This is a genomic window from Vogesella indigofera, assembly GCF_028548395.1.
Lineage (GTDB): Bacteria > Pseudomonadota > Gammaproteobacteria > Burkholderiales > Chromobacteriaceae > Vogesella > Vogesella indigofera_A.
The window spans coordinates 123317-144246 of the sequence record NZ_JAQQLA010000009.1 but is presented as its reverse complement, the minus strand read 5'-3'; the positions used below and the strand labels follow the sequence as shown (position 1 = coordinate 144246).

At 61.9% G+C, this 20930-nt stretch carries 21 protein-coding genes and 1 tRNA gene; 15 read left to right on the top strand and 7 right to left on the bottom strand.

The window, feature by feature from the left end:
- Window position 1: 1 nt before the first annotated feature.
- Window positions 2-706 (bottom strand): two-component system response regulator RstA, encoded by a 705-nt coding sequence (gene rstA / locus PQU89_RS14285; RefSeq protein WP_272766400.1) that lies wholly within the window; start codon window positions 704-706, stop codon window positions 2-4.
- 242 nt (window positions 707-948) lie between these two features.
- On the opposite strand from rstA, the gene dusA reads away from it, so the two are divergent.
- The 7 genes from dusA to PQU89_RS14250 all read left to right on the top strand — a co-directional run bounded on the left by dusA (window position 949) and on the right by PQU89_RS14250 (window position 7547).
- A complete protein-coding gene (dusA, locus tag PQU89_RS14280) occupies window positions 949-1965 on the top strand; it encodes a tRNA dihydrouridine(20/20a) synthase DusA (RefSeq protein ID WP_272766399.1) in 1017 nt (338 codons plus the stop codon).
- Between the two features lie 141 nt (window positions 1966-2106).
- A complete protein-coding gene (gene rdgB, locus PQU89_RS14275; protein WP_272766398.1) occupies window positions 2107-2703 on the top strand; it encodes an RdgB/HAM1 family non-canonical purine NTP pyrophosphatase in 597 nt (198 codons plus the stop codon).
- Entirely contained in the window at window positions 2700-3953 is a 1254-nt protein-coding gene (gene hemW, locus PQU89_RS14270; protein WP_272766397.1) for a radical SAM family heme chaperone HemW, read from the top strand. Before rdgB ends, hemW begins: the two co-directional genes overlap by 4 nt.
- Window positions 3953-4339, top strand: a complete 387-nt coding sequence (ridA, locus tag PQU89_RS14265) for a deaminase RidA (protein ID WP_255909098.1) — start codon at window positions 3953-3955, stop codon at window positions 4337-4339. Before hemW ends, ridA begins: the two co-directional genes overlap by 1 nt.
- Before the next feature lie 317 nt (window positions 4340-4656).
- Complete coding sequence (locus tag PQU89_RS14260) at window positions 4657-5193, top strand: NMCC_0638 family (lipo)protein (RefSeq protein ID WP_272766396.1); 537 nt, start codon at window positions 4657-4659, stop codon at window positions 5191-5193.
- Between the two features lie 291 nt (window positions 5194-5484).
- Window positions 5485-6525: a double zinc ribbon domain-containing protein gene (locus tag PQU89_RS14255; protein ID WP_272766395.1), complete on the top strand. Its 1041-nt coding sequence runs from the start codon at window positions 5485-5487 to the stop codon at window positions 6523-6525.
- Between the two features lie 386 nt (window positions 6526-6911).
- Entirely contained in the window at window positions 6912-7547 is a 636-nt protein-coding gene (locus tag PQU89_RS14250) for a LysE family translocator (protein ID WP_272766394.1), read from the top strand.
- 242 nt (window positions 7548-7789) lie between these two features.
- Here the strand turns inward: PQU89_RS14250 and sstT are convergent, their stop codons facing one another.
- Window positions 7790-9046, bottom strand: a complete 1257-nt coding sequence (gene sstT, locus PQU89_RS14245; protein ID WP_272766393.1) for a serine/threonine transporter SstT — start codon at window positions 9044-9046, stop codon at window positions 7790-7792.
- 387 nt (window positions 9047-9433) lie between these two features.
- On the opposite strand from sstT, the gene PQU89_RS14240 reads away from it, so the two are divergent.
- From PQU89_RS14240 to recG, 3 genes are all read left to right on the top strand, one after another.
- Window positions 9434-10279 carry a PhzF family phenazine biosynthesis protein gene (locus PQU89_RS14240; RefSeq protein ID WP_272766392.1) on the top strand — a complete coding sequence of 282 codons (846 nt, stop codon included), beginning with the start codon at window positions 9434-9436 and terminating at the stop codon, window positions 10277-10279.
- A 279-nt stretch (window positions 10280-10558) separates the two neighbouring features.
- Window positions 10559-10990 (top strand): DUF2147 domain-containing protein, encoded by a 432-nt coding sequence (locus PQU89_RS14235; RefSeq protein WP_272766391.1) that lies wholly within the window; start codon window positions 10559-10561, stop codon window positions 10988-10990.
- 88 nt (window positions 10991-11078) lie between these two features.
- The gene (gene recG, locus PQU89_RS14230; protein ID WP_272766390.1) at window positions 11079-13127 is read left to right on the top strand and encodes an ATP-dependent DNA helicase RecG; all 2049 of its coding nucleotides are present in this window, start codon (window positions 11079-11081) and stop codon (window positions 13125-13127) included.
- 83 nt (window positions 13128-13210) lie between these two features.
- Here recG and PQU89_RS14225 read toward each other — a convergent pair whose 3' ends face one another.
- The 5 genes from PQU89_RS14225 to pstS all read right to left on the bottom strand — a co-directional run bounded on the left by PQU89_RS14225 (window position 13211) and on the right by pstS (window position 18668).
- Window positions 13211-14659, bottom strand: a complete 1449-nt coding sequence (locus PQU89_RS14225) for an inorganic phosphate transporter (protein WP_272766389.1) — start codon at window positions 14657-14659, stop codon at window positions 13211-13213.
- 222 nt (window positions 14660-14881) lie between these two features.
- Window positions 14882-15646 carry a phosphate ABC transporter ATP-binding protein PstB gene (gene pstB, locus PQU89_RS14220; RefSeq protein ID WP_047966920.1) on the bottom strand — a complete coding sequence of 255 codons (765 nt, stop codon included), beginning with the start codon at window positions 15644-15646 and terminating at the stop codon, window positions 14882-14884.
- 13 nt (window positions 15647-15659) lie between these two features.
- A complete protein-coding gene (pstA, locus tag PQU89_RS14215; protein ID WP_272758033.1) occupies window positions 15660-16532 on the bottom strand; it encodes a phosphate ABC transporter permease PstA in 873 nt (290 codons plus the stop codon).
- Between the two features lie 56 nt (window positions 16533-16588).
- Window positions 16589-17551 (bottom strand): phosphate ABC transporter permease subunit PstC, encoded by a 963-nt coding sequence (gene pstC, locus PQU89_RS14210; protein ID WP_047966921.1) that lies wholly within the window; start codon window positions 17549-17551, stop codon window positions 16589-16591.
- A gap of 79 nt (window positions 17552-17630) precedes the next feature.
- On the bottom strand, window positions 17631-18668 hold the full coding sequence (gene pstS / locus PQU89_RS14205) for a phosphate ABC transporter substrate-binding protein PstS (protein ID WP_272766388.1): 1038 nt from the start codon (window positions 18666-18668) through the stop codon (window positions 17631-17633).
- 146 nt (window positions 18669-18814) lie between these two features.
- Between pstS and tpiA the strand changes: the two genes are divergently transcribed.
- The 5 genes from tpiA (at window position 18815) to PQU89_RS14180 (ending at window position 20928) form a co-directional block, all read left to right on the top strand.
- Complete coding sequence (gene tpiA / locus PQU89_RS14200) at window positions 18815-19561, top strand: triose-phosphate isomerase (RefSeq protein WP_272766490.1); 747 nt, start codon at window positions 18815-18817, stop codon at window positions 19559-19561.
- Window position 19562: 1 nt separating this feature from the next.
- Window positions 19563-19907 (top strand): preprotein translocase subunit SecG, encoded by a 345-nt coding sequence (gene secG, locus PQU89_RS14195; protein WP_047966922.1) that lies wholly within the window; start codon window positions 19563-19565, stop codon window positions 19905-19907.
- 18 nt (window positions 19908-19925) lie between these two features.
- Window positions 19926-20011, top strand: a tRNA-Leu gene (locus PQU89_RS14190).
- Window positions 20012-20104: 93 nt separating this feature from the next.
- The gene (locus tag PQU89_RS14185) at window positions 20105-20461 is read left to right on the top strand and encodes an NADH-quinone oxidoreductase subunit A (protein ID WP_047966923.1); all 357 of its coding nucleotides are present in this window, start codon (window positions 20105-20107) and stop codon (window positions 20459-20461) included.
- Window positions 20452-20928 carry a NuoB/complex I 20 kDa subunit family protein gene (locus PQU89_RS14180; RefSeq protein WP_047966924.1) on the top strand — a complete coding sequence of 159 codons (477 nt, stop codon included), beginning with the start codon at window positions 20452-20454 and terminating at the stop codon, window positions 20926-20928. Before PQU89_RS14185 ends, PQU89_RS14180 begins: the two co-directional genes overlap by 10 nt.
- The last annotated feature ends 2 nt before the right edge of the window (window positions 20929-20930 follow it).

Below are 20930 nucleotides of genomic sequence, written 5' to 3'. Positions count from 1 at the left end.
CTTACCAACCGGAGGGTGACAGCAGATAACCCTTGTTGCGGATGGTCTTGATCCGCACCGGCGCCACCGGATCGTCACCCAGCTTCTTGCGCAGTCGCGAGATGGCGATATCGATGCTGCGGTCAAAACCGTCATAGCTAAGGCCGCGCATCAGCTGCAGCAGGGTGTCGCGATCCTGCACCTCGCCGGCGTGGCTGGCCAGCTGCCACAGCAGGTCAAAGTCGGTGGTGGACAGCACGATGCGCTGCCCGTCGAGGCTGACGTCGCGGCTGCGGGCGTCAAGATGCAGGCCGCCCAGACGAAGCTGCTGGGCGGGCGCCGCCGGTGCCGCCTGCGGCAGGCTGCGGTACTGGCGCAGCTGGGCATTGAGTCGCGCGGCCAGCACCGGCGGCGGCGTGGTCTTGAGGATGTAGTCGTTGGCGCCCAGCTCCAGCCCCATGATCTGGTTCAGGTCGCTGTCCAGCGAGGTGAACATCACGATCGGTGCGGCAAAGGTTGGCCGCAGCTCGCGGCACAGCGTCAAGCCGTCCTTGCCGGGCAGCAGCACGTCGAGCAGCAGCAGGTCCGGCTGCTCGCGCGCGATCGCCGCCGCCACCTCGTCACCATGACTGACGATGATCACCTCGAAGTCGTGACGGGCCAGAAAGGTCTGGATCAGCGTGGCCAGTTCGGCGTCGTCTTCGGCAAACAGCACTTTGCAGCTCATCGGACATTCCTGCGCAAAAACGCGAGTATCCCCCTCGTGGGGCGCCAACGGCAAGTGGCGGGTAGTCGGGCCGGCCGGTCACGGCGCCTTGCCCTCCGCACCGCGACTTGCTTGACCATACCTTGCCGGGGCGGGGATAATTCCGATCCTTTTCATACGCTTATCACCGCCCCGGTCTCGCCGCACCGTTGTTCCGGTGCCGTTTGCTGCCGGCCACGGAGAAAGCGAGCCAAGCTGTCTACATGAACCCTCAAGATTTGCCGGGCACCCACCCGGAACGCACTAGCGCGATCCTGCCATCGCGCCGCCTGTCCGTGGCCCCGATGCTGGACTGGACCGATCGCCACTACCGCTATTTCGCGCGCCTGATAACCAAGAATACCTGGCTGTACACCGAGATGGTGACCACCGGTGCGCTGCTGCACGGTGATGTGCCGCGCCATCTGCGCTACCACGACGCCGAACACCCGATCGCGCTGCAGCTGGGCGGCTCCGAGCCGCAGGAGCTGGCGCAGTGCGCCAGGTTGGCCGCAGAGTGGGGCTACGACGAGGTCAACCTCAACGTCGGCTGTCCGTCGGAGCGGGTGCAGAAGGGCGCCTTCGGCGCCTGCCTGATGGCCGAGCCGCAACTGGTGGCCGACTGCGTGAAGGCGATGCGCGACGCGGTCGACATCGACATCACCGTCAAGCACCGCATCGGCATCAACGACATCGACAGCTACGATGCGATGCGCGCCTTTGTCGACGTGGTCGCCGACGCCGGCTGCCACACCTTCATCGTGCATGCGCGCAACGCCATCTTGAAGGGCCTGAGCCCCAAGGAAAACCGCGAGATTCCGCCGCTGAAGTACGAGTACGTGTATCGCCTGAAGCAGGAGCGGCCGGATCTGGAGATACTGATCAACGGCGGCATCAAGAGCAACGCCGAGATCAGCGAACACCTGCAGCACGTCGATGGCGTGATGGTGGGCCGCGAGGCCTATCACAATCCCTACCTGATGGCGGAGTGGGACGCGCTGTTCTACGGCGCCGACAGTCGCCCGCTGTCGCGCGGCAAGGTGGTGGAGGCGCTGCTGCCCTATGTCGCGGCGCGACTGCAGGACGGCAGCAACGTGCGCCACATCGCGCGCCACGTGCTGGGGCTGTTCCAGGGGCAGAAGGGCGCGCGGCAATGGCGGCGCATGCTGTCCGACAGCAAGGAGCTGCACGGTGCCGACGAGAGCCTGTTCATCCGCGCGTTGCTGGCGACGCAGGGTTGAACGGTCACGCATTCCTTGCCCGTATTCCTTGTTAAGATACGTCAGATACCCCCACGCCCGGTTCGCCGGGCTTTTTGGTTTTCAAGCGCGTAGCGCTGGCGGCCGCAAGCTAGGCCGCGCTACCCGCCGTCGGAGCAAAGCATGATCGAAAAACTGGTGCTGGCCAGCAACAACGCCGGCAAGCTGAAAGAATTCGCCGCCCTGCTGGCGCCGCTGGGCATCGAGGTGATTCCGCAGGGCCGCCTCAACGTGCCGGAGTGCGCGGAGCCGCACTACACCTTCCTCGAAAACGCGCTGGAAAAGGCGCGTCACGCCAGCCACATGACCGGGCTGCCGGCGCTGGCCGACGATTCCGGCATCTGCGTCGAGGCGCTGGGCGGCAAGCCCGGCGTGCTGTCGGCGCGCTTTGCCGGCGAGCCGAAGTCGGACGAGCGCAACAACGCCAAGCTGGTGGAAAAGCTGCACGGCAAGGCCAACCGCCGCGCCTATTACTACTGCGTGCTGGTGCTGGTGCGCCACGCCGACGATCCGCAACCGCTGGTGGTCGATGGCGCCTGGTACGGCGAGGTGGTGGACACGCCGTCCGGTAACGGCGGCTTCGGCTACGACCCGTACTTCTGGCTGCCAAGCCACGGCTGTACCGTCGCCGATCTGCCGGCCGGGGTGAAGAACGGCATCAGTCACCGCGGCCAGGCGATGCAGGCGCTGTTGGCGAAACTGCAGGCGCAGCTGGCATGAGCGTGGTCGATCTGTCTGCACTGAAAGGCGGCTTGCGCGAGCTGCCGCCGCTGTCGCTATACATCCACTTCCCGTGGTGCGTGAAGAAGTGCCCGTACTGCGACTTCAACTCGCACGAGTTCAAGCCGGTGCCGGGCGCTATCGCAATTCAGGCCGCCGACAACGTTGGTCGCAGCCGCGTCGGCGACGGCTTCGACGAGATGGCCTATGTCGAGGCGCTGCTGCGCGACTTCGAGTACAGCCTGCCGGCTATCTGGGGGCGGCCGATCACCACCATCTTCATGGGCGGCGGCACCCCCAGCCTGTTTTCGCCGGAGGCGATGGACGCGCTGCTGGCCGGCTTGCGCGCGCGCGCGCGCATCCACCCCGACGCCGAGATCACCATGGAGGCCAACCCCGGCACCTTCGAATACGAGCGTTTTGCCGGCTATCGCGCGGCCGGCATCAACCGGCTGTCGATCGGCATCCAGAGCTTCGATCCACGGCAGCTCAAGGCGCTGGGCCGTATCCACGACGGTGACGAGGCGCGCCGCGCGGTGGAGATCGCGCTGACGCACTTCGATAATGTGAACCTCGACCTGATGTACGCGCTGCCGAACCAGACGCAGGCAGAGGCACTGGCCGACATCGACACCGCCATCGCCTTTGGCGTCACGCACATCTCCGCCTACCACCTCACCATCGAGCCGAACACGCTGTTCGCGGTGCAGCTGCCGGCCAACCTGCCGGACGACGACATCTCCGCCGACATGCAGGAGGCGATCGAGGCGCGGCTGGAAGGCGCCGGTTACGTGCACTACGAGACCTCCGCCTTCGGCAAGCCGGGCCGCTTTGCCCGCCACAACGTCAACTACTGGCAGTTCGGCGACTACGTCGGCATCGGCGCCGGCGCGCACGGCAAGATCAGTTCGCACGAGGGCGTGGTGCGCGAGATGCGCTACAAGCAGCCGGCCGCCTATCTGCAGGCGGTGGCCGAAGGCAAGCCGGTGCAGACCAGCCACAAGGTTGGCCGCAAGGAGCTGCCGTTCGAGTTCATGATGAATACCCTGCGGCTGACCGGCGGCTTCGAGACCAGACTGTTTAGCGAACGCACCGGTTTGCCGGTATCCTGTATCCAATCGCAATTGCGGCAAGCGCAGGCGGACGGGCTGATCGAACAGGATCTCACCCATCTGCGGCCAACCTTGAAGGGCCAGCGCTTCCTCAACGACCTGTTAACCCTGTTCCTGCACGACGAAGGAGAAAATTGATGGCCAAGGAAATCATCCACACCGACAACGCCCCGGCGGCAATCGGCGCCTACTCGCAAGCGGTCAAGGCCGGCAACACCGTGTACCTGTCCGGCCAGATCCCGCTGGACCCGGTGACCATGACGGTGGTGGAAGGCGGCTTTGCTGCGGAAACCCACCAGATGTTCAAGAACCTGAAAGCCGTATGCGAAGCCGCCGGTGGCTCGCTGGACCAGATCGTGAAGCTGAATGCCTTCCTCACCGATCTGTCCAACTTCGGCACCTTCAACGAGATCATGGCGCAGTACATGAGCCAGCCGTTCCCGGCACGTGCCGCCATCGGCGTTGCTAGCCTGCCTAAAGGCGTGCAGGTGGAAGCCGACGCGGTGATGGTGCTGGGCGAGTAAGTCCCCGTTATTTGGTGGAATGCAAAGCGGCCTGCGGGCCGCTTTTTTATTGCCTGACGTGAGGCTGGCTGCTCGTGCCAGACCACAAACGGGAATGAATTATCTTTTTGACATGATCGGGGGTCGCTCGTACTCTTTTGTGCCAATGGCGATAGTGCATGTCGGGTGTGAAGTTGTGGCGTGCAGTCATGGTATGCCGCCTTAGAGATATTGTTCCAGAAGTGATCGCTATAGGAAATGAGCAGCATTATGGCTGCTTTACAGACAGAGGTCAGTGATGCACCGGTATCGGTGTAAATCCAAGCATTGAGATCGTTATGAACTTCACAAAGATCATTCTCCCCGTCATTTTGTCATCGTTATCGTTTGCATCGCTGGCTTCAAGCGCCACGGAAAATGCAGATGTAGCCATGGGTATCTTTCTCGATTCCTGCGCGAAAAATTATGGGAATAATGCTGACTCATCCAAGTGGGCAGCAAGCCACATGACACGAGCGAACCCTGATTTTTCAAGCAAGATTCTTCGGGGCCAGTCCGGTGAGGTGTGGGGGGCCGCGGGAAATTACCTGCTGGTGTTAACGACTAACAGTTGCGCAGTATGGTCAAGAAGGGCCGACGCTAAAACAATCAATGCCAATGTGGAAAAGCTGGCTCAAAAAATAGCACGTCCGGGTATTGATGTGAAAAAGCTCATCGATAAAACCTCTGAGGGGTATGGCGGTCAGTACCGGCAATACGGTTTCCAATTTGCGGCGCCAAAGGCAACGCAAGGCATGATTCTGCTGGCGACCACCACTGAATCAGCAACGGCCGAAGTTCAGGCTCGCATAACACTTTCTCCGGTCAAACTGTGATCCTGTTGCCAACCGGATCGGGCAGATGTAAGCCGACACGTTAGTAGTGCTGGACGAGTGATTGCCCGGAATCCGGAAGTAGAACAAAAAGCGGCCTGCGGGCCGCTTTTTTCATGGCCGCCGCGCTGGGGAATGGCCATCCGGAATGTTTTCACTTGATTGACATCTGCCGGTGGCATGCATAGTTTGAATGGATGCAGCAAGCACTGTTGCTTGTAAGGCAGTGACGGTTTGATTGCGACTCAGCAACTGGCACTTCATCACAGCAAGCCTGATCCCGGGGAATGCAGCATGACCAATCATCTAAGGCTGTCCGAAAAATGGTTTAACCGCGGATTGTGGCTGATTGCCTTTTTGTTTGCCTATTTCCTGATTGGTCTGGGCGGCACCATTGTTGGCGACCTGCCCAAGGTGGAAAGCAGGCTGTCAACGGAGGATTTTGTCGACAAGGCACTGAAGTCCAAATTAACGCTGCAGCTCAAAAAGCTGGATCAGGAAGTCATCATTGCCTCCGACAAACTGGATCAGGCAAAGCTGCAGTTGCAAACCGCGCGTGCGGATTATCAGGCAGCCAGGCAGGCGTTTGAGGCGTGGGTGACGACCAGAAATGCTACCCAAAATGCAGGCCAGGACCAGGATCTGCTGACGCGCACGTCAAAGCTGGAGAGACTGAAAATACGCGAGCGCGAGTCCTTGCTGGCCGTTGAGTCGATTCAAAAGCAACAGCTCGATACGCTGCAGGAAAAAGACCGGATCAATCGCGAAATGGCGGCATTGCAGGAGGCAGCCAGGGTCAGGTTTGAAGAGAGTTACAAGCAGATAGAGCTGCGCATCTTTGCCTATCGACTCGCCTTTGTCTTGCCGCTGCTAGCCACCGCCAGCTACCTGTTTGCGAAACATCGCAAGAAATCATACTGGCCCTTTGTCTGGGGCTTCATCATTTTCAGTCTGTTTGCCTTCTTTGTAGAGTTGGTGCCTTATTTGCCAAGTTATGGTGGCTATGTCAGATATACGGTTGGTGTGGTTGTAACATTGGCCGTCGGCAAGTATTCAATAGCCGCGCTGCAAAAATACCTTGAGCAGCAGCGTGAGTTAGAGCAGCAGCCTGATTTTCAGCGGAAAAATGACATCCAGTATGATTTGGCGCAGACCAGAATCGTGAAAGGCATTTGTCCAAGTTGCGAGCGTCCGATTGCTAAGGAGAATGACAATTTCTGCCAGCATTGCGGCATCGAGATATTTGATAAATGTGCAGGCTGTGGCACGCGGAAAATTGCATTTTCAAAATTCTGCTTTCATTGTGGCAAGAAAACAGAGAAGGATCAGCCCTAGCCGGCCGTTGTTGCTGATACGTTGTTAGTGCCCAGCCTGCGCTGTTGTCCGGAAAAATGGCAGTGAACTGTTGGCTGGTCGAGACCGTTGTTTTGCGCTTGCAGCTGTCAACAGGTGCCTGCCAGCAAACATGGGACGCAAAAAAGCCCGCTTATCGGAGCGGGCTTTTTGTTTTGATGCGGCGCTAAACGCTTAGCCGTTCTGGTGTGCCAGCTGCGGTGCGCTTTCTTCTACGTCACCGGCGGCCCGCGGCTGAGCGCAAGGTTGGCCGCAAGCCTTATCGCCGCCACGGCGCAGAATTCTCTTTTTGCCAAACCGGCCTGTTGCCGCCAGCGGCGTTGCGCTAGCGTGGAGCCGGTGATCAATGACGAAGGGGAGGGTGGCTCATGGTGGCGGGGTCGACGTTATCGTTGTTTCTGCTGGCGGTGCTGGTGTTGATGTTGTCGCCGGGGCCGAACATGGCCTTCGTGCTGTCGCACGGCATGGCGCTGGGGCCAAGGGGCGGGCTGGCTGCGGCGCTGGGCATTGCCGCCGCCGATCTGGTGCTGACGCTGCTCACCGCCAGCGGTGTCACCGCGCTGCTGGCGGCGTGGGCGCCGATGTTCGACCTGCTGCGGCTGGCCGGTGCGCTGTACCTGTTGTGGCTGGCGTGGCAGGCATGGCGTCAGCCCGGCGTCGTCCGCTTCGGCGCGCACGAGCGGGTGCCGCTGGGGCGGGTGTTCCGCATGGCGCTGCTGGGCAGCCTGCTCAACCCCAAGGCCCTGCTGTTCTTCATGGTGTTCCTGCCGCAGTTTGTCGATGCCGGCCGTGGCGACATCGTGCTGCAGCTGACGCTGCTGGGCGTGGTGCTGTCGCTGGTGGCCCTACTGTTCAACAGCGTGCTGGGCAGCTGCAGCGGCCAGCTCGGGCGTCTGCTGCCGCGCCATCCGCGCGCGGCATACTGGCAGCGCTGGGCACTGGTGGCGGTGCTGCTGGGGCTGGTACTGCGGCTGTTGCTGCTGGAGCGGCCGCTGCCGCGTTGAGGACGGACCAAGGTTGGCCGCAATAAAAAGACACTGCACGGTTCTTTCTTGCCGACAGCAGCGACGCTCAGGCGCGGCGGTGTGCCAATGCGGTCGGATTCGACCGTTTGTGCCGGCAGGGCGGTGCTGAGCATCGTCAAGTCCAAGAGGCCGTAGCATGACGGTGCGGCCAGGCTCGCTTCCGGCCACAAAAAAGCCCGCTCATCCGAGCGGGCTTTGTCCTTGCTGCAATCCGGAAGCGCTTAGCCGTTCTGGCGTGCCAGTTGCGGAGCGGCTTCTGTTTCGGTCACGTCACCGGCTGCGATGCAGGCGGCAGCGGTGAACAGCACGTCGGTGGAGCTGTTGAGCGCGGTTTCGGCGGAATCCTGCACCACGCCGATGATGAAGCCGACGGCGACGACCTGCATCGCGATGTCGTTGCCGATGCCGAACAGGCTGCACGCCATTGGGATCAGCAGCAGCGAACCACCGGCCACGCCGGAGGCACCGCAGGCGGCGACGGTGGACACCACCGACAGCAGCAGCGCGGTCGGCACGTCCACATGGATGCCCAGGGTGTGTACCGCGGCCAGGCTCAGCACCGAGATGGTGATGGCGGCACCGGCCATGTTGATGGTGGCGCCCAGCGGGATCGACACCGAGTAGGTGTCTTCATTCAGCCCCAGCTTCTTGCACAGGTTCATGTTGACCGGGATGTTGGCCGCCGAGCTGCGGGTAAAGAAGGCGGTGACGCCGCTTTCGCGCAGGCAGGTGAATACCAGCGGGAACGGGTTGCGGCGCAGGGTCAGGCCGACGATCAGCGGGTTGACCACCAGCGCGATGAACAGCATGGCGCCGACCAGTACCAGCAGCAGCTGGCTATAGCCCAGCAGCGACGACAGGCCGGTGGTGGCCACGGCTTCTGCCACCAGACCGAACACGCCGATCGGGGCAAAGCGGATGATCACGCCGACGATGCGCGATACACCGTCAGCCACTTCGTTCAGCAGGGTCTTGGTGCTGTCGCTGGCGTGATGCAGCGCCATGCCCAGTGCCACGGCCCAGGTCAGGATGCCGATGTAGTTACCGGTGGCGATGGCGTTGATCGGATTGTCCACGATCTGGAACACCAGGTTGTTCAGTACCTGGCCGATGCCGCTGGGTGGCGTCGTACCGCCGGCGGCAGCCACCAGGGTGAGCTGGGTCGGGAAGACAAAGCTGGCCAGCACACCGGTAACGGCGGCCAGGAAGGTGCCCAGCAGGTACAGGGTGAGTACCGGGCGCATATTGGTCTGCACGCCTTGTTTCTTGTTGGCGATCGCGCTGGCCACCAGCACGAAGACCAGCACCGGTGCCACCGCCTTCAGGCCTTTGACGAACAGGCTGCCGAGGAAGGTCAGCGACTTGGCGGTGTCGGGGGAGAAACTGGCCACCGCAATACCGGCCAGCATGCCGATCAGGATCTGCAGCACGATGCTGCCGTTCATGATCCTGCTGATAATCGAAGGATTCTGCTGCATAAATTCCCTAAATCAAGATGTGTTGAGTTGCTATGGGGACAACAGCCGGCACGGTGGCAGATTCTTTTTGTCATGCGACGAGTGCTTGCGGCCAGGCTGCGGTGGCGGGGTGGAGCCCGTCACCTCGGGGGCATTGCGAAATGCCATGAAAAACAGGCACATCGGCGTAGCGGTGCGCAGTGTAACAAATTTTCCCCTGCAGAAAAAATCCAGTATCCAGTATGCGGCGGCATTGTCGCGGCCGGCGGAACACGCTGTTTCCGCTGGCGGCCTTCTGTCCGCGCCGCGGGCTGTGGCCTAATGGGCGCTTTGCCGGGCGCCGGCTACACCCCCGCGCCCCCGGCGCTGGGCCAACCTTGCCGGCCGCCGCCATAGACAGGAGCCACCATGAGCCGCAGTTATGCCTACCAGATCGTCAACGTGTTTGCCGAGAGCCGTTTCGGCGGCAATCCGCTGGCGGTGTTTACCGATGCCAGCGGCCTGTCGGACGACGACATGCAGCTGATCGCGCGCCAGTTCAACCTGTCGGAAACGGTGTTCCTGCTGCCGGGAGACGAAGAGGCGGCCGCCAGTCTGCGCATCTTCACCCCCGGCCATGAGCTGCCGTTTGCCGGCCATCCCACCATCGGCAGCGCCGCGGTGCTGCAGGCGCTGCACGGTCTGGGCGAGCGCTTCACGCTGCGCACCCGCGCCGGGCTGATCCCTATCCACTGGCAGGACGGCGTGTTTCGCCTCACCGCGGTGCCGGCCAGCCAGCGTGCGGCCAACTTTGCGCCGGCGGACGCCGCCGCGATGCTGGGCCTTGCCTCCAGCGACATCGCCGCCGCACCGATGTGGGTCAATGCCGGCAGCGAGCAGCTGCTGATCCGCCTGGCCAGCCGCGAGGCGGTACTGGCGGCGCGCCCGGTGCCCGAGCTGTTCCTGCGCCATGCCACGCTGCGCCCCGGGCGCAGCATCGCCTACCTGTGGCATGTGGCGGGCAACGTCGCCACCGTGCGGCTGTTTTTCGAGCAGCAGGGGGCCGTCATTGAGGATCCGGGCACCGGCAGCGCCTGCGCCAACCTCGGCGGCTGGTGCGCGCTGAACGGCCTGGCGCCGCTGTCGTGGCGCGTCGAGCAGGGCGAGGCCATCCAGCGGCCGAATGTGCTGTATCTGGACGTCGACGCCGCCGGCGCGGTGCAGGTCGGCGGCAAGGTGCAGCCCATCGCCAGCGGCCAGTTCCAACTGCCGTAAGCGACGCGTTGTGGTGTGCAGGCGACAGCGCACGGCAAGGGGCAAGCGTGGCCGCAGCCAAGGCCGGTGACGCTTGCCGCGGCGGCGGGTTGCCGGCGCGACGAGCAGGATGAATGTCACAATCAAACGATCGTTTCGTTTTCGTTGACGCTATCGGTGGCCACTGTTAGCTTTCCTGCTGGCCTGCAGTGCGACGCATCGATCCGCACGCGGCCAGACGCCCGCCACGTGCCATGACTTGGCAGTAGGCAGGCGCATGCCAACACGAGGAGAAACAACATGAACAGCGCGGCAAAATGGGCAGCGGTACTGGCAATCGGCGCGAGCGCGCAACTGGCACTGGCCGCCGGTGCTGGCGGCACCTGGAAAACCATCGACGACGAAACCAAGCAGGCCAAGGCGCTGGTGGAGATCAGCGAAACCGCCGGCGGCGAGCTGTCCGGCCGCATCGTGAAGCTGTTTGCCAATCCGGACGCGGTCTGCGACAAGTGCGACGGCCCGCTGAAGGGCAAGCCGGTGGTCGGCATGACCATCCTTACCGGCCTGAAAAAAGGCGGTGACGGCTGGGAGGGCGGCAGGATCCTCGACCCGAAATCCGGCAAGGTGTACAGCGCCAAGGCCAAGCTGGCCGAGGCCGGCAAGAAGCTGGAAGTGCGCGGCTTTATCGGCATGGCGCTGCTGGGCCGCACCCAGACCTGGGAACGCCAGTAAGCCGGCCGCAGCGGCCATCGCGGCCGCCAGGTAGCGCAATCGACGGGACAGCTTGGGCTGTCCCGTTTTGCATGGGTACAATGCCGCCATGAACTCTCCTGCCGATATCGCCGGCCAGCCGCCGCTGGCCGCGCCCGCCACCGCCAAGAAACTGGAAAAGCTCGGCATCCGCCGCCGCTTTGACCTGGTGCTGCACCTGCCGCTGCGCTACGAGGACGAGACCCACCTCTACCCGATTGCCCAGGCGCCGTACGGCCAGGCGGTGCTGGTGGAGGGCGAGGTGACGCAGTGCGAGGTGCAGTTCCGCCCGCGGCGGCAGCTGGTGGTGCAGATCGAGGACAAGAGCGGCAAGCTGGTGCTGCGCTTCATCCACTTCTACGGCAGCACGCAGCAGCAACTGGCCAAGGGCCGTCGCGTGCGGGCGCTGGGCGAGGTGCGCCGCGGTTTCTTCGGCGACGAGATGGTGCACCCCAAGATCCGCGAGGTGCACGAGGGCGATCCGCTGGCCGACAGCCTGACGCCGGTCTATCCCACCGTCAACGGTCTGACCCAGCCGGTGCTGCGCCGCCTGATCCACGCCGAACTGAAGGCGCAGCCGTTGCCGGAAACGCTGCCGGACGAGATGCGCCGCAGCCTGGGGCTGATGCCATTTGCCGATGCGGTGCAGCTGCTGCACCGCCCCGGCCCGGAGTATTCCGCCACCCAGCTGACCGACGGCAACCTGCCGGCGTGGCAGCGGCTGAAGTTCGACGAGCTGCTGGCGCAGCAGCTGTCGATGCGACTGGCCTACCGTGCGCGGCGCGAAGGCACCGCGCCGGTGATCAGCGGCGACGGCAGCCTGCGCCGCCAGCTTGCGGCCAACCTACCATTCGCCTTGACTGGTGCGCAGCAGAAAGTGTTGGCCGAGATCACCGCCGACCTGGCGCTGCCGCACCCGATGAACCGTCTGCTGCAGGGAGACGTGGGCAGCGGCAAGACCGTGGTGGCGGCGATGAGCGCGCTGGCGGCGATCGAGGCCGGCTTTCAGGTGGCGCTGATGGCGCCGACCGAGATTCTGGCCGAGCAGCACTATCTGAAACTGTCCGCCTGGCTGGCGCCGCTGGGCATCGAGGTGGCCTGGCTGTCCGGCAGCCTGCGCAAGAAGGCGCGCGGCGAGATGACCGCCAGCATCGCCAGCGGCGCGGCGCGGCTGGCGGTCGGCACCCATGCGCTGTTCCAGGACGACGTTGCCTTCAACAAGCTGGGACTGGTGATCGTCGACGAGCAGCACCGCTTCGGCGTCGGCCAGCGGCTGGCGTTGCAGGAGAAGGGCGCTGCCCCGCACCAGCTGATGATGTCGGCGACACCGATCCCGCGCACGCTGGCGATGAGCTTCTACGCCGACCTCGACGTGTCGGTGATCGACGAACTGCCGCCGGGGCGCACGCCGATCGTCACCAAGCTGATCAACGCCGCGCGCCGTGACGAGGTGGTGGCCTTCGTCGACAAGGCCTGCCGCGAGGGCAACCAGGTGTACTGGGTGTGTCCGCTGATCGAGGAGTCGGAAACGCTGCAGCTGCAGACCGCGGTCGATACCCACGCGGTGCTGGTGGAGGATTTGCCGCAGTGGGGCGTCGGGCTGGTGCACGGTCGCATGAAGGCGGCGGAAAAGGCCGAGGTGATGGGCCGCTTCATCCGCAACGAGCTGCAACTGCTGGTGGCGACCACGGTGATCGAGGTCGGCGTCGACGTGCCCAATGCCAGCCTGATGGTGATCGAGCACGCCGAGCGCATGGGGCTGGCGCAGCTGCACCAGCTGCGCGGTCGCGTCGGGCGTGGCGCGGCCAAGAGCAGCTGCGTGCTGCTGTTCGAGACGCCGTTGTCGGAGCTGGCCAAGGCGCGGCTGAAGGTGATCTACGAGAACACCGACGGCTTCGAGATCGCGCGCCAGGACCTGAATATCCGCGGCCCCGGCGAATTCCTCGGTGCACGCCAGAGCGGTCTGCCGATGCTGCGCTTTGCCGATCTGGAGGCCGACATCGAGCTGCTGGAGACGGCGCGCGAATTGGCGCCGCAGCTGCTGCAACGTTGGCCGCAATACGCCGCCGCGCACCTGACGCGCTGGCTGGCCGGGCGCGAGCACTTCCTCAAGGCCTGAGGCCGCTCGTCAGCTTGCGGCCAACCTTGCGCCATAAAAAAAAGGGCTGCCAGCGGGCAGCCCTTTTTATTACGTTGTCGCGCCTACACGAACAGCTTCACGCCGACGTAGTACAGGCTGATCGCCAGACCCATGCTCACCGGCAGGGTCAGTACCCAGGTGGTGAGGATGGTCTTGATGGTGGACAGCTGCACGCCGGAGCGGTTGACCACCATGGTGCCGGCGACGGCACTGGACAGGATCTGGGTGGTGGACACCGGCGCGCCGATCAGGCTGGCGAGACCGATAGACAGCGCCGACATGGTCTGTGCTGCCATGCCCTGCGCGTAGGTCATGTCCTTCTTGCCGATCTTCTCGCCCACGGTGTTGACCACGCGCTTCCAGCCGACCATGGTGCCCAGGCCGATGGCCAGCGCCACGGCGACGATCACCCACGTCGGGGCGTATTCGGTGGTCTGGGTCAGGTCCTTCTGGATGCCTTTCAGCTGCTTCTGGTCAACGTCGTTGATGCCCGGCACCTTGCTGATCTTCTTGGCGCCATCGGCGAGGCAGATCAGCTGGGTGCGCACGTTCCAGCGCTGCGCTTCCGGCAGGGTCTGGAACGACTTGGCGTCGCCGATCGCGCTCAGCAGCGCGCCGGCTTCTTCCACGATCTTCGACGGTTCGCACTGGTGGTTGCCCTTCACCGGGTACTTCAGATCGATGATGACCTGGTTGCGCTGGTACAGCTCTTTCAGCTGGATGGCGGCAATCTTGGTGTGCTCGATCTGGATCGGCTCGGCTTCGAGGTTGACCACGAAGTGGGCCGGCGCCAGCGCGATCAGCACCAGCATCACCAGGCCGACACCCTTCTGGCCATCGTTGGAGCCGTGGGTGAAGCTCATGCCCATCGACGATACGATTAGCATGAAACGCGCCCAGAACGGTGGATGCTTGCGGCCTTCGATCTGCTGGCGCTGGAACGGCGATTTGTGGATGTTGGACAGCGGACGCAGCTTCATCAGCGTGAACAGCATCAGGCCGGCGAGGCCGGCACCGAACAGTGGCGACAGGAACAGCGACAGGAACACGTCGATGGCCTTGCTCCAGTTGATGCCATTGACGATGGAGTCGCCGGTAAGCAGCGCGTTGCCGATGCCGACGCCGAGGATGGCGCCGATCAGGGTGTGCGAGCTGGACGCCGGGATGCCGAAGTACCAGGTACCCAGGTTCCAGACGATGGCGGAGGTCAGCAGCGCGAACACCATCACCATGCCCTGCGCCGAGTTGATGTTCAGCAGCAGGTCGGTCGGAATCAGGTTGACGATGGCGTAGGCCACGGCCAGACCGCCAAAGAACACGCCGAGGAAGTTGAAGAAGCCGGACAGCAGCACGGCGGTCTCCGGTTTCATCGACTGGGTGTAGATGACGGTCGCCACGGCGTTGGCGGTGTCGTGAAAGCCATTGATGAATTCAAAGGCGAGCACGAAGGTGATCGACAGTACCAGCGTGATCGCGAGCAGCGTGTCGAGTCCCGAAAGAAGTTCCAGCATGATTTATGTGTAAGGCGTTATCTGAAAGGCGGGATTCTTGGGGTTGGCCGATGGCACGTCAAGAGCTTGTAACAATCTTTTTGCGGTGCGTTTGAAATGTGTCAAAGGCATGAGTTTACGGCTTGACAGTGTTGTATTTTGGCAGGGTTTAGTGGCTTGATTTGAAAAGAAAAATGCCTCCGTTCTGGAGGCATTGGAAGGGCTGTAATAAAACAGTAATATTCAGCCGAATTTGCCGGTGATGTAGTCTTCGGTTTCCTTGCGCTTCGGCGCGGTGAAGATATCGTCGGTGGCACCGAACTCCATCAGTTCACCCAGGTACATGTAGGCGGTGTAGTCGGAGACCCGTGCCGCCTGCTGCATGTTGTGGGTAACGATGGCGATGGTGTAGTCCTGTTTCAGCTCGTGTATCAGTTCTTCGATGTGCGCGGTGGAGATCGGGTCCAGCGCCGAGGTCGGCTCGTCCAGCAGCAGCACTTCCGGGCGGGTGGCAACACCGCGCGCGATGCACAGCCGCTGTTGCTGGCCGCCGGACAGCGAGTTGCCGGACTGTTTCAGCTTGTCCTTCACTTCATTCCACAGCGCCGCTTTGCGCAGCGCCCATTCCACGCGATCGTCCATCTCGCTGCGCGACAGGTTCTCGTACAGCTTCACGCCGAAGGTGATGTTGTCGTAGATCGACATCGGGAACGGTGTCGGCTTCTGGAACACCATGCCGACGCTGGCACGCAGCATGTTCACGTCGACCGACTTGGCGAGGATGTTCTGGTTGTCGAGCAGGATCTCGCCTTCGGCGCGCATGCCGGGGTACAGCTCGAACATGCGGTTGAAGGTGCGCAGCAGCGTCGATTTGCCGCAGCCGGACGGGCCGATGAAGGCGGTGACCTTGCCTGCAGGGATGTCGAGGTTGACCTTCTTCAGCGCGAGGAAGTTGCCGTAGTAAAAGTTCAGGTCTTTTACCTTGAGCTTGATTGCTTGTTCAGTCATGGTGCGTCAAGCCTTAATGAGATTGGGTTTTCTGACTGCCCAGCCAGCGGGCAACGATGTTCAGGGTCAGTACGCTGAGCGTGATCAGCAGGGCGCCGGCCCAAGCCAGTGCGTGCCAGTCTTCGTACGGGCTCATCGCGAACTGGAAGATCACGATCGGCAGGTTGGCCATCGGCTGGTTCATGCCGCTCCAGAACTGGTTGTTCAGCGCGGTGAACAGCAGCGGCGCGGTCTCGCCGGAAATGCGCGCCACCGCCAGCAGGATGCCGGTAATCACGCCGGCCTTGGCCGAGCGCAGCGTCACGTACATAGTTACCTTCCACTGCGGTGCACCGAGGGCGATCGCCGCTTCGCGCAGGCTGTTCGGCACCAGGCGCAGCATGTTCTCGGTGGTGCGCACCACCACCGGAATCACCAGCAGCGACAGCGCCAGCGCGCCGGCCCAGCCGGAGAAGTGGCCCATGGTCACCACGTACATCTCGTAGATGAACAGGCCGATGACGATGGATGGCGCGGACAGCAGGATGTCGTTGATGAAGCGGGTGGCCGGTGCCAGCCAGCCGCGTTCGCCGAATTCCGCCAGGTATACGCCGGCGAGGATGCCGATCGGGGTGCCGAGCAGGGTGCCGAAGAAGGTCATCTTCAGCGAGCCGGCGATGGCGTTGATCAGGCCGCCTTCGGAGCCGGGCGGCGGCGTAATCTTGGTGAACACGTCCAGACTCATGCCGGCGAGGCCGTTGACGAGCAGGGTGTAAAGGATCCACGCCAGCCAGAACAGGCCGAACCCCATCGCCAGCAGCGAGGCGGTCATGTTGAAGCCGTTGACGAAACGGCGCCGGGCGTAGATGGCGTTGTTGCGTGAGTTTTTGCTTGGTTGTGCCGACATGGTGTTATCCGTGTTGGGCGAACGGGCGGTCAGGGTGGTAGTCATCATGCTCCCGCTCAGGAATTACGGCCTTCCTGCTTCTTCAGTTGCAGCAGCAGCAACTTGGAGCAGGACAGTACGACAAAGGTGATGAAGAACAGGATCAGGCCGAGTTCGATCAGCGCGGCCATATGGAACTCGCCGGTGGCTTCGGCAAACTCGTTGGCCAGTGCCGAGGCAATCGAGTTGCCGGGGTCGAACAGGCTGGTGGACAGGTTGGTGGAGTTGCCGATCACGAAGGTGACCGCCATGGTCTCGCCCAGCGCGCGCCCCAGTCCCAGCATGATGCCGCCGATGACGCCGGTCTTGGTGTACGGCAGGACCACGTTGCGCACCACTTCCCAGGTGGTGCCACCCAGACCGTAGGCGGATTCCTTCAGCATCGGCGGTACCACTTCGAACACATCGCGCATCACCGAGGCGATGAACGGGATCACCATGATGGCCAGGATCAGGCCGGCGGTGAAGATGCCGATGCCCATCGGCGCCCCCTGGAACAGGAAGCCGATCAGCGGCCATTCACCGAGGTTTTCCATGATCCATGGCTGCACGTGGTCGCCGAACAGCGGTGCAAACACGAACAGGCCCCACATGCCGTAAATGATGGACGGGATGCCGGCCAGCAGTTCCACCGCGATGCCCAGCGGCCGCTTCAGCAGCGGCGGGCAGATTTCGGTCAGGAAGATGGCAATGCCGAAGCTGACCGGAACCCCGATCAGCAACGCGATAAAGGAGGTCACCAGCGTGCCGAAGATCGGCACCACCGCGCCGAAGTTTTCCGACACCGGATCCCATTCGGTGCTGGTCAGGAAGCCCCAGCCAAAGTGCCGGATGCTGGGCATGGCGCCGATGACCAGCGAGATCAGGATGCCGACCAGCAGGGCCAGCACCAGGAAGGCAAAAAACCGGGTGGTCATGCGGAACAGCGAATCCAGCATCATCTGACGTTTCAGGTTGGCGCTGTTGCTTAGTTTTTCCATGAAAATCTCTTGGTCTGATTGGCAGACAAAAAGCCGAGGAGTCTCTCCCCGGCTTGTACTTCAGTGCTGCAACTGCAGATTACTTCCAGACCGGGGCGCCGGAGGTGGCGGCGATCTGTTTCCAGCTGCTGCGGATTACCGTCTTCACATTGGCAGGCATCGGCACATAGTCAAGCTGACTGGCGATGCTGTCGCCGCCCTTGTACGCCCAGTCGAAGAACTTCAGCGCTTCCTGTGCCTGTTCCGGCTTGTCCTGTTTCTTGTGCATCAGGATGAAGGTGGCGCCGGAGATCGGCCAGCTGTCCTTGCCCGGCTGGTTGGTCAGGATCAGGTAGAAGCCTGGTGCCTTGGCCCAGTCGGCGTTGGCTGCCGCGGCCTTGAAGGTGCTGTCGTCCGGATTCACGAAAGTGCCGGCGGCGTTCTGTACCTGGGCGTGCGCAATCTTGTTCTGCTTGGCGTAGGCATATTCTACATAGCCGATGGAGCCCTTGATGCGGGTCACGTAGTTGGCCACGCCTTCATTGCCCTTGCCGCCGACACCGGTCTTCCAGTTCACCGCGGTGTTTTCACCGATGGCGGACTTCCATTCCGGCGATACCTTGGACAGGTAGTTGGTGAAGATGAAGGTGGTGCCGGAACCGTCGGAGCGGCGTACCACGGTAATTTTCTGGTCCGGCAGTTTCACGCCTGGGTTCAGCTTGCCGATGGCGGCATCGTTCCAGTTGGCCACCTTGCCGAGGTAGATGTCGGCCAAGAGCGGGCCGGTCAGTTTCAGCTGGCCGGCGCCGATGCCTGGAACGTTGACGACGGGTACCACGCCGCCAATCACGGTCGGGAACTGGGTCAGGCCGTGCTTGCTCAATTCTTCCGGCTTCAGAGGCATGTCGGAGGCGCCGAAATCAACGGTCTTCGACTGGATCTGCTTGATACCACCACCCGAACCGATCGACTGGTAGTTCATGTTGTTGTTGGTCTGCGCCTTGTACGCTTCCGCCCATTTGGCGTACAGCGGGTACGGGAAGGTGGCGCCAGCACCGGTGATGTCGGCCGCAAACACATTGCTTGCAACAAAACCGGAAACCACCAGCGTGGTAGCCCAACGAATAGAATGTTTCATGCTTGCTCCTAGAGTTCACGACTTGTTTCGATGTGCGCATCCTAAGGGAGGCTCTTTGCAGAAATATTACAGTCATGACCATGCACAGCAATGTAGTACCCGCTGATATAATTTGCCCATTAAAAACAGCACTCAGGGTATTCGGCATGACGGACAAACTGGTAATCGGCAACTGGAAGATGAACGGGCGGCTTGCGGCCAACCTTGCACTGATCGACGCACTGCAGGCCGATGCGGCGGTGCAGGCGGCTCAAGTGGCGGTGACGCCACCGTTTGCCTATCTTGGCCAGGCCGCCGCGTTGCTGGCTGGCAGCAATATCGCGCTGGCGGCGCAGGATGTCAGCGCCTTTGACAAGGATGGCGCCTACACCGGTGAAGTCAGCGCCGCGATGCTGGCGGATGTTGGCTGCCGCTATGTGCTGATCGGCCACTCCGAACGCCGCCAGTACTTTGCCGAAGACAATGCCTTGCTGGCGCGCAAGCTGCAGGCGGCCGTTGCCGCCGGCCTGATCCCGGTTTATTGCGTGGGCGAGACGCTGGCCGAGCGCGAAGCCGATGCCTACAAGGCGGTAATCGCCGAGCAGCTGACGGTGCTGGGCGCGCTGGCCGGCCACGACTATGTGGTAGCGTACGAGCCGGTCTGGGCGATCGGTACCGGCAAGGTTGCCAGCGTCGAGCAGATCGACGACGTGCACCAATATATCCGGGCGACTTTGTTGCAATGCCATGGGGCTTCTGATAGTATTCGCGTCCTCTACGGAGGCAGCGTCAAGGCGGACAATGCGGATGCGATTTTTTCGCTGCAAAGTGTCGGTGGCGCCTTGGTTGGCGGGGCATCTTTAGATGTTGAGAGCTTTGGGCGAATTTGCCAGGCTGCTAAAAAAACGGTATAGTATGGAACTTCTGAATACATTAGCACTCGTCGCCATGTTGGTTTCTGCGCTGGCGATCATCGTCCTTGTCCTGATGCAGCATGGCAAGGGTGCGGACATGGGTGCTGCTTTCGGTAGTGGTGCATCGGGTAGTCTGTTTGGTGCCACCGGTTCCGCGAATTTTTTGAGTAGGGCTACTGCGATTGCGGCAGTCGTATTCTTCTCGTCCTTGATGGTTATTGGTTTCTTTCACTCCTCGGCCAAGACGGAATTGGGCGTGATGGGTGGGGTGTCCAGCCAGTCCGCATCGCCACTCCCGAGCGACGCTGATAAGAGCAAGGCCTCTGGTTCTGTGATTCCAGAGTAAAAATTGAGTTTGTATAGTGCCGACATGGTGGAATTGGTAGACACGCTATCTTGAGGGGGTAGTGGCCATAGGCTGTGTGAGTTCGAGTCTCACTGTCGGCACCACATTCAAAAAACAGGCCATCGGGAAACCGGTGGCCTGTTTTACTTGGAGCCAAGGAGGTCTTTGACCTCCTTTCTTTTAGAGGTGCGCGGGAAATGCTGCAAAATTACTTTCCCATTCTGATGTTCGTTGTCGTCGGCCTGCTGGTTGGCGTCGGTCCATTGCTTCTGGGGTGGCTGTTGGCCCCGAATCGTCCTGATCCTGAAAAGCTTTCTCCATACGAATGCGGCTTCGAAGCATTTGAAGATGCGCGTATGAAGTTTGACGTCCGGTACTACCTGGTCGCCATTCTTTTCATTCTCTTCGATCTGGAAATTGCCTTTCTCTTTCCGTGGGCGGTTGTGCTCAAAGAACTGGGCATGTATGGCTTCGGCGTCATGATTGAGTTCATCACGGTGCTGACCATCGGTTTCGTCTACATGTGGAAAAAGGGAGCTCTGGAATGGGAGTAGAAGGCGTTCTTGAAAAGGGCTTTGTCACCACCACGGCTGACAAGCTCATTAACTGGACCCGTACTGGTTCCCTGTGGCCGATGACCTTTGGTCTGGCCTGCTGTGCGGTGGAGATGATGCATGCGGGTGCTGCCCGTTATGACCTCGACCGCTTCGGCATCGTGTTCCGTCCCAGTCCACGCCAGTCCGACCTGATGATCGTCGCCGGTACCCTGTGCAACAAGATGGCTCCGGCCCTGCGCAAGGTGTACGACCAGATGGCCGAGCCACGCTGGGTGATCTCCATGGGCTCCTGTGCCAATGGCGGCGGCTACTATCACTACTCTTATTCTGTCGTTCGCGGCTGTGATCGTATTGTTCCGGTTGACGTCTATGTACCGGGCTGTCCGCCGACTGCAGAGGCGTTGCTTTACGGCATCATCCAGCTGCAGAACAAGATCAAGCGTACCAATACTATCGCCCGCTGAGG

What these genes read in the sequence shown, in the direction of transcription:
- recG (WP_272766390.1), top strand. Translation starts at nt 11,079, where the DNA reads ATGAACTCTCCTGCCGATATCGCCGGCCAGCCGCCGCTGGCCGCGCCC.
- PQU89_RS14185 (WP_047966923.1), top strand. Translation starts at nt 20,105, where the DNA reads ATGCTGCAAAATTACTTTCCCATTCTGATGTTCGTTGTCGTCGGCCTG.
- hemW (WP_272766397.1), top strand. Translation starts at nt 2,700, where the DNA reads ATGAGCGTGGTCGATCTGTCTGCACTGAAAGGCGGCTTGCGCGAGCTG.
- rstA (WP_272766400.1), bottom strand. Translation starts at nt 706, where the DNA reads ATGAGCTGCAAAGTGCTGTTTGCCGAAGACGACGCCGAACTGGCCACG.
- PQU89_RS14180 (WP_047966924.1), top strand. Translation starts at nt 20,452, where the DNA reads ATGGGAGTAGAAGGCGTTCTTGAAAAGGGCTTTGTCACCACCACGGCT.
- PQU89_RS14255 (WP_272766395.1), top strand. Translation starts at nt 5,485, where the DNA reads ATGACCAATCATCTAAGGCTGTCCGAAAAATGGTTTAACCGCGGATTG.
- PQU89_RS14250 (WP_272766394.1), top strand. Translation starts at nt 6,912, where the DNA reads ATGGTGGCGGGGTCGACGTTATCGTTGTTTCTGCTGGCGGTGCTGGTG.
- pstC (WP_047966921.1), bottom strand. Translation starts at nt 17,551, where the DNA reads ATGGAAAAACTAAGCAACAGCGCCAACCTGAAACGTCAGATGATGCTG.
- PQU89_RS14225 (WP_272766389.1), bottom strand. Translation starts at nt 14,659, where the DNA reads ATGCTGGAACTTCTTTCGGGACTCGACACGCTGCTCGCGATCACGCTG.
- PQU89_RS14260 (WP_272766396.1), top strand. Translation starts at nt 4,657, where the DNA reads ATGAACTTCACAAAGATCATTCTCCCCGTCATTTTGTCATCGTTATCG.
- rdgB (WP_272766398.1), top strand. Translation starts at nt 2,107, where the DNA reads ATGATCGAAAAACTGGTGCTGGCCAGCAACAACGCCGGCAAGCTGAAA.
- tpiA (WP_272766490.1), top strand. Translation starts at nt 18,815, where the DNA reads ATGACGGACAAACTGGTAATCGGCAACTGGAAGATGAACGGGCGGCTT.
- secG (WP_047966922.1), top strand. Translation starts at nt 19,563, where the DNA reads ATGGAACTTCTGAATACATTAGCACTCGTCGCCATGTTGGTTTCTGCG.
- PQU89_RS14235 (WP_272766391.1), top strand. Translation starts at nt 10,559, where the DNA reads ATGAACAGCGCGGCAAAATGGGCAGCGGTACTGGCAATCGGCGCGAGC.
- ridA (WP_255909098.1), top strand. Translation starts at nt 3,953, where the DNA reads ATGGCCAAGGAAATCATCCACACCGACAACGCCCCGGCGGCAATCGGC.
- pstS (WP_272766388.1), bottom strand. Translation starts at nt 18,668, where the DNA reads ATGAAACATTCTATTCGTTGGGCTACCACGCTGGTGGTTTCCGGTTTT.
- sstT (WP_272766393.1), bottom strand. Translation starts at nt 9,046, where the DNA reads ATGCAGCAGAATCCTTCGATTATCAGCAGGATCATGAACGGCAGCATC.
- PQU89_RS14240 (WP_272766392.1), top strand. Translation starts at nt 9,434, where the DNA reads ATGAGCCGCAGTTATGCCTACCAGATCGTCAACGTGTTTGCCGAGAGC.
- pstB (WP_047966920.1), bottom strand. Translation starts at nt 15,646, where the DNA reads ATGACTGAACAAGCAATCAAGCTCAAGGTAAAAGACCTGAACTTTTAC.
- dusA (WP_272766399.1), top strand. Translation starts at nt 949, where the DNA reads ATGAACCCTCAAGATTTGCCGGGCACCCACCCGGAACGCACTAGCGCG.
- pstA (WP_272758033.1), bottom strand. Translation starts at nt 16,532, where the DNA reads ATGTCGGCACAACCAAGCAAAAACTCACGCAACAACGCCATCTACGCC.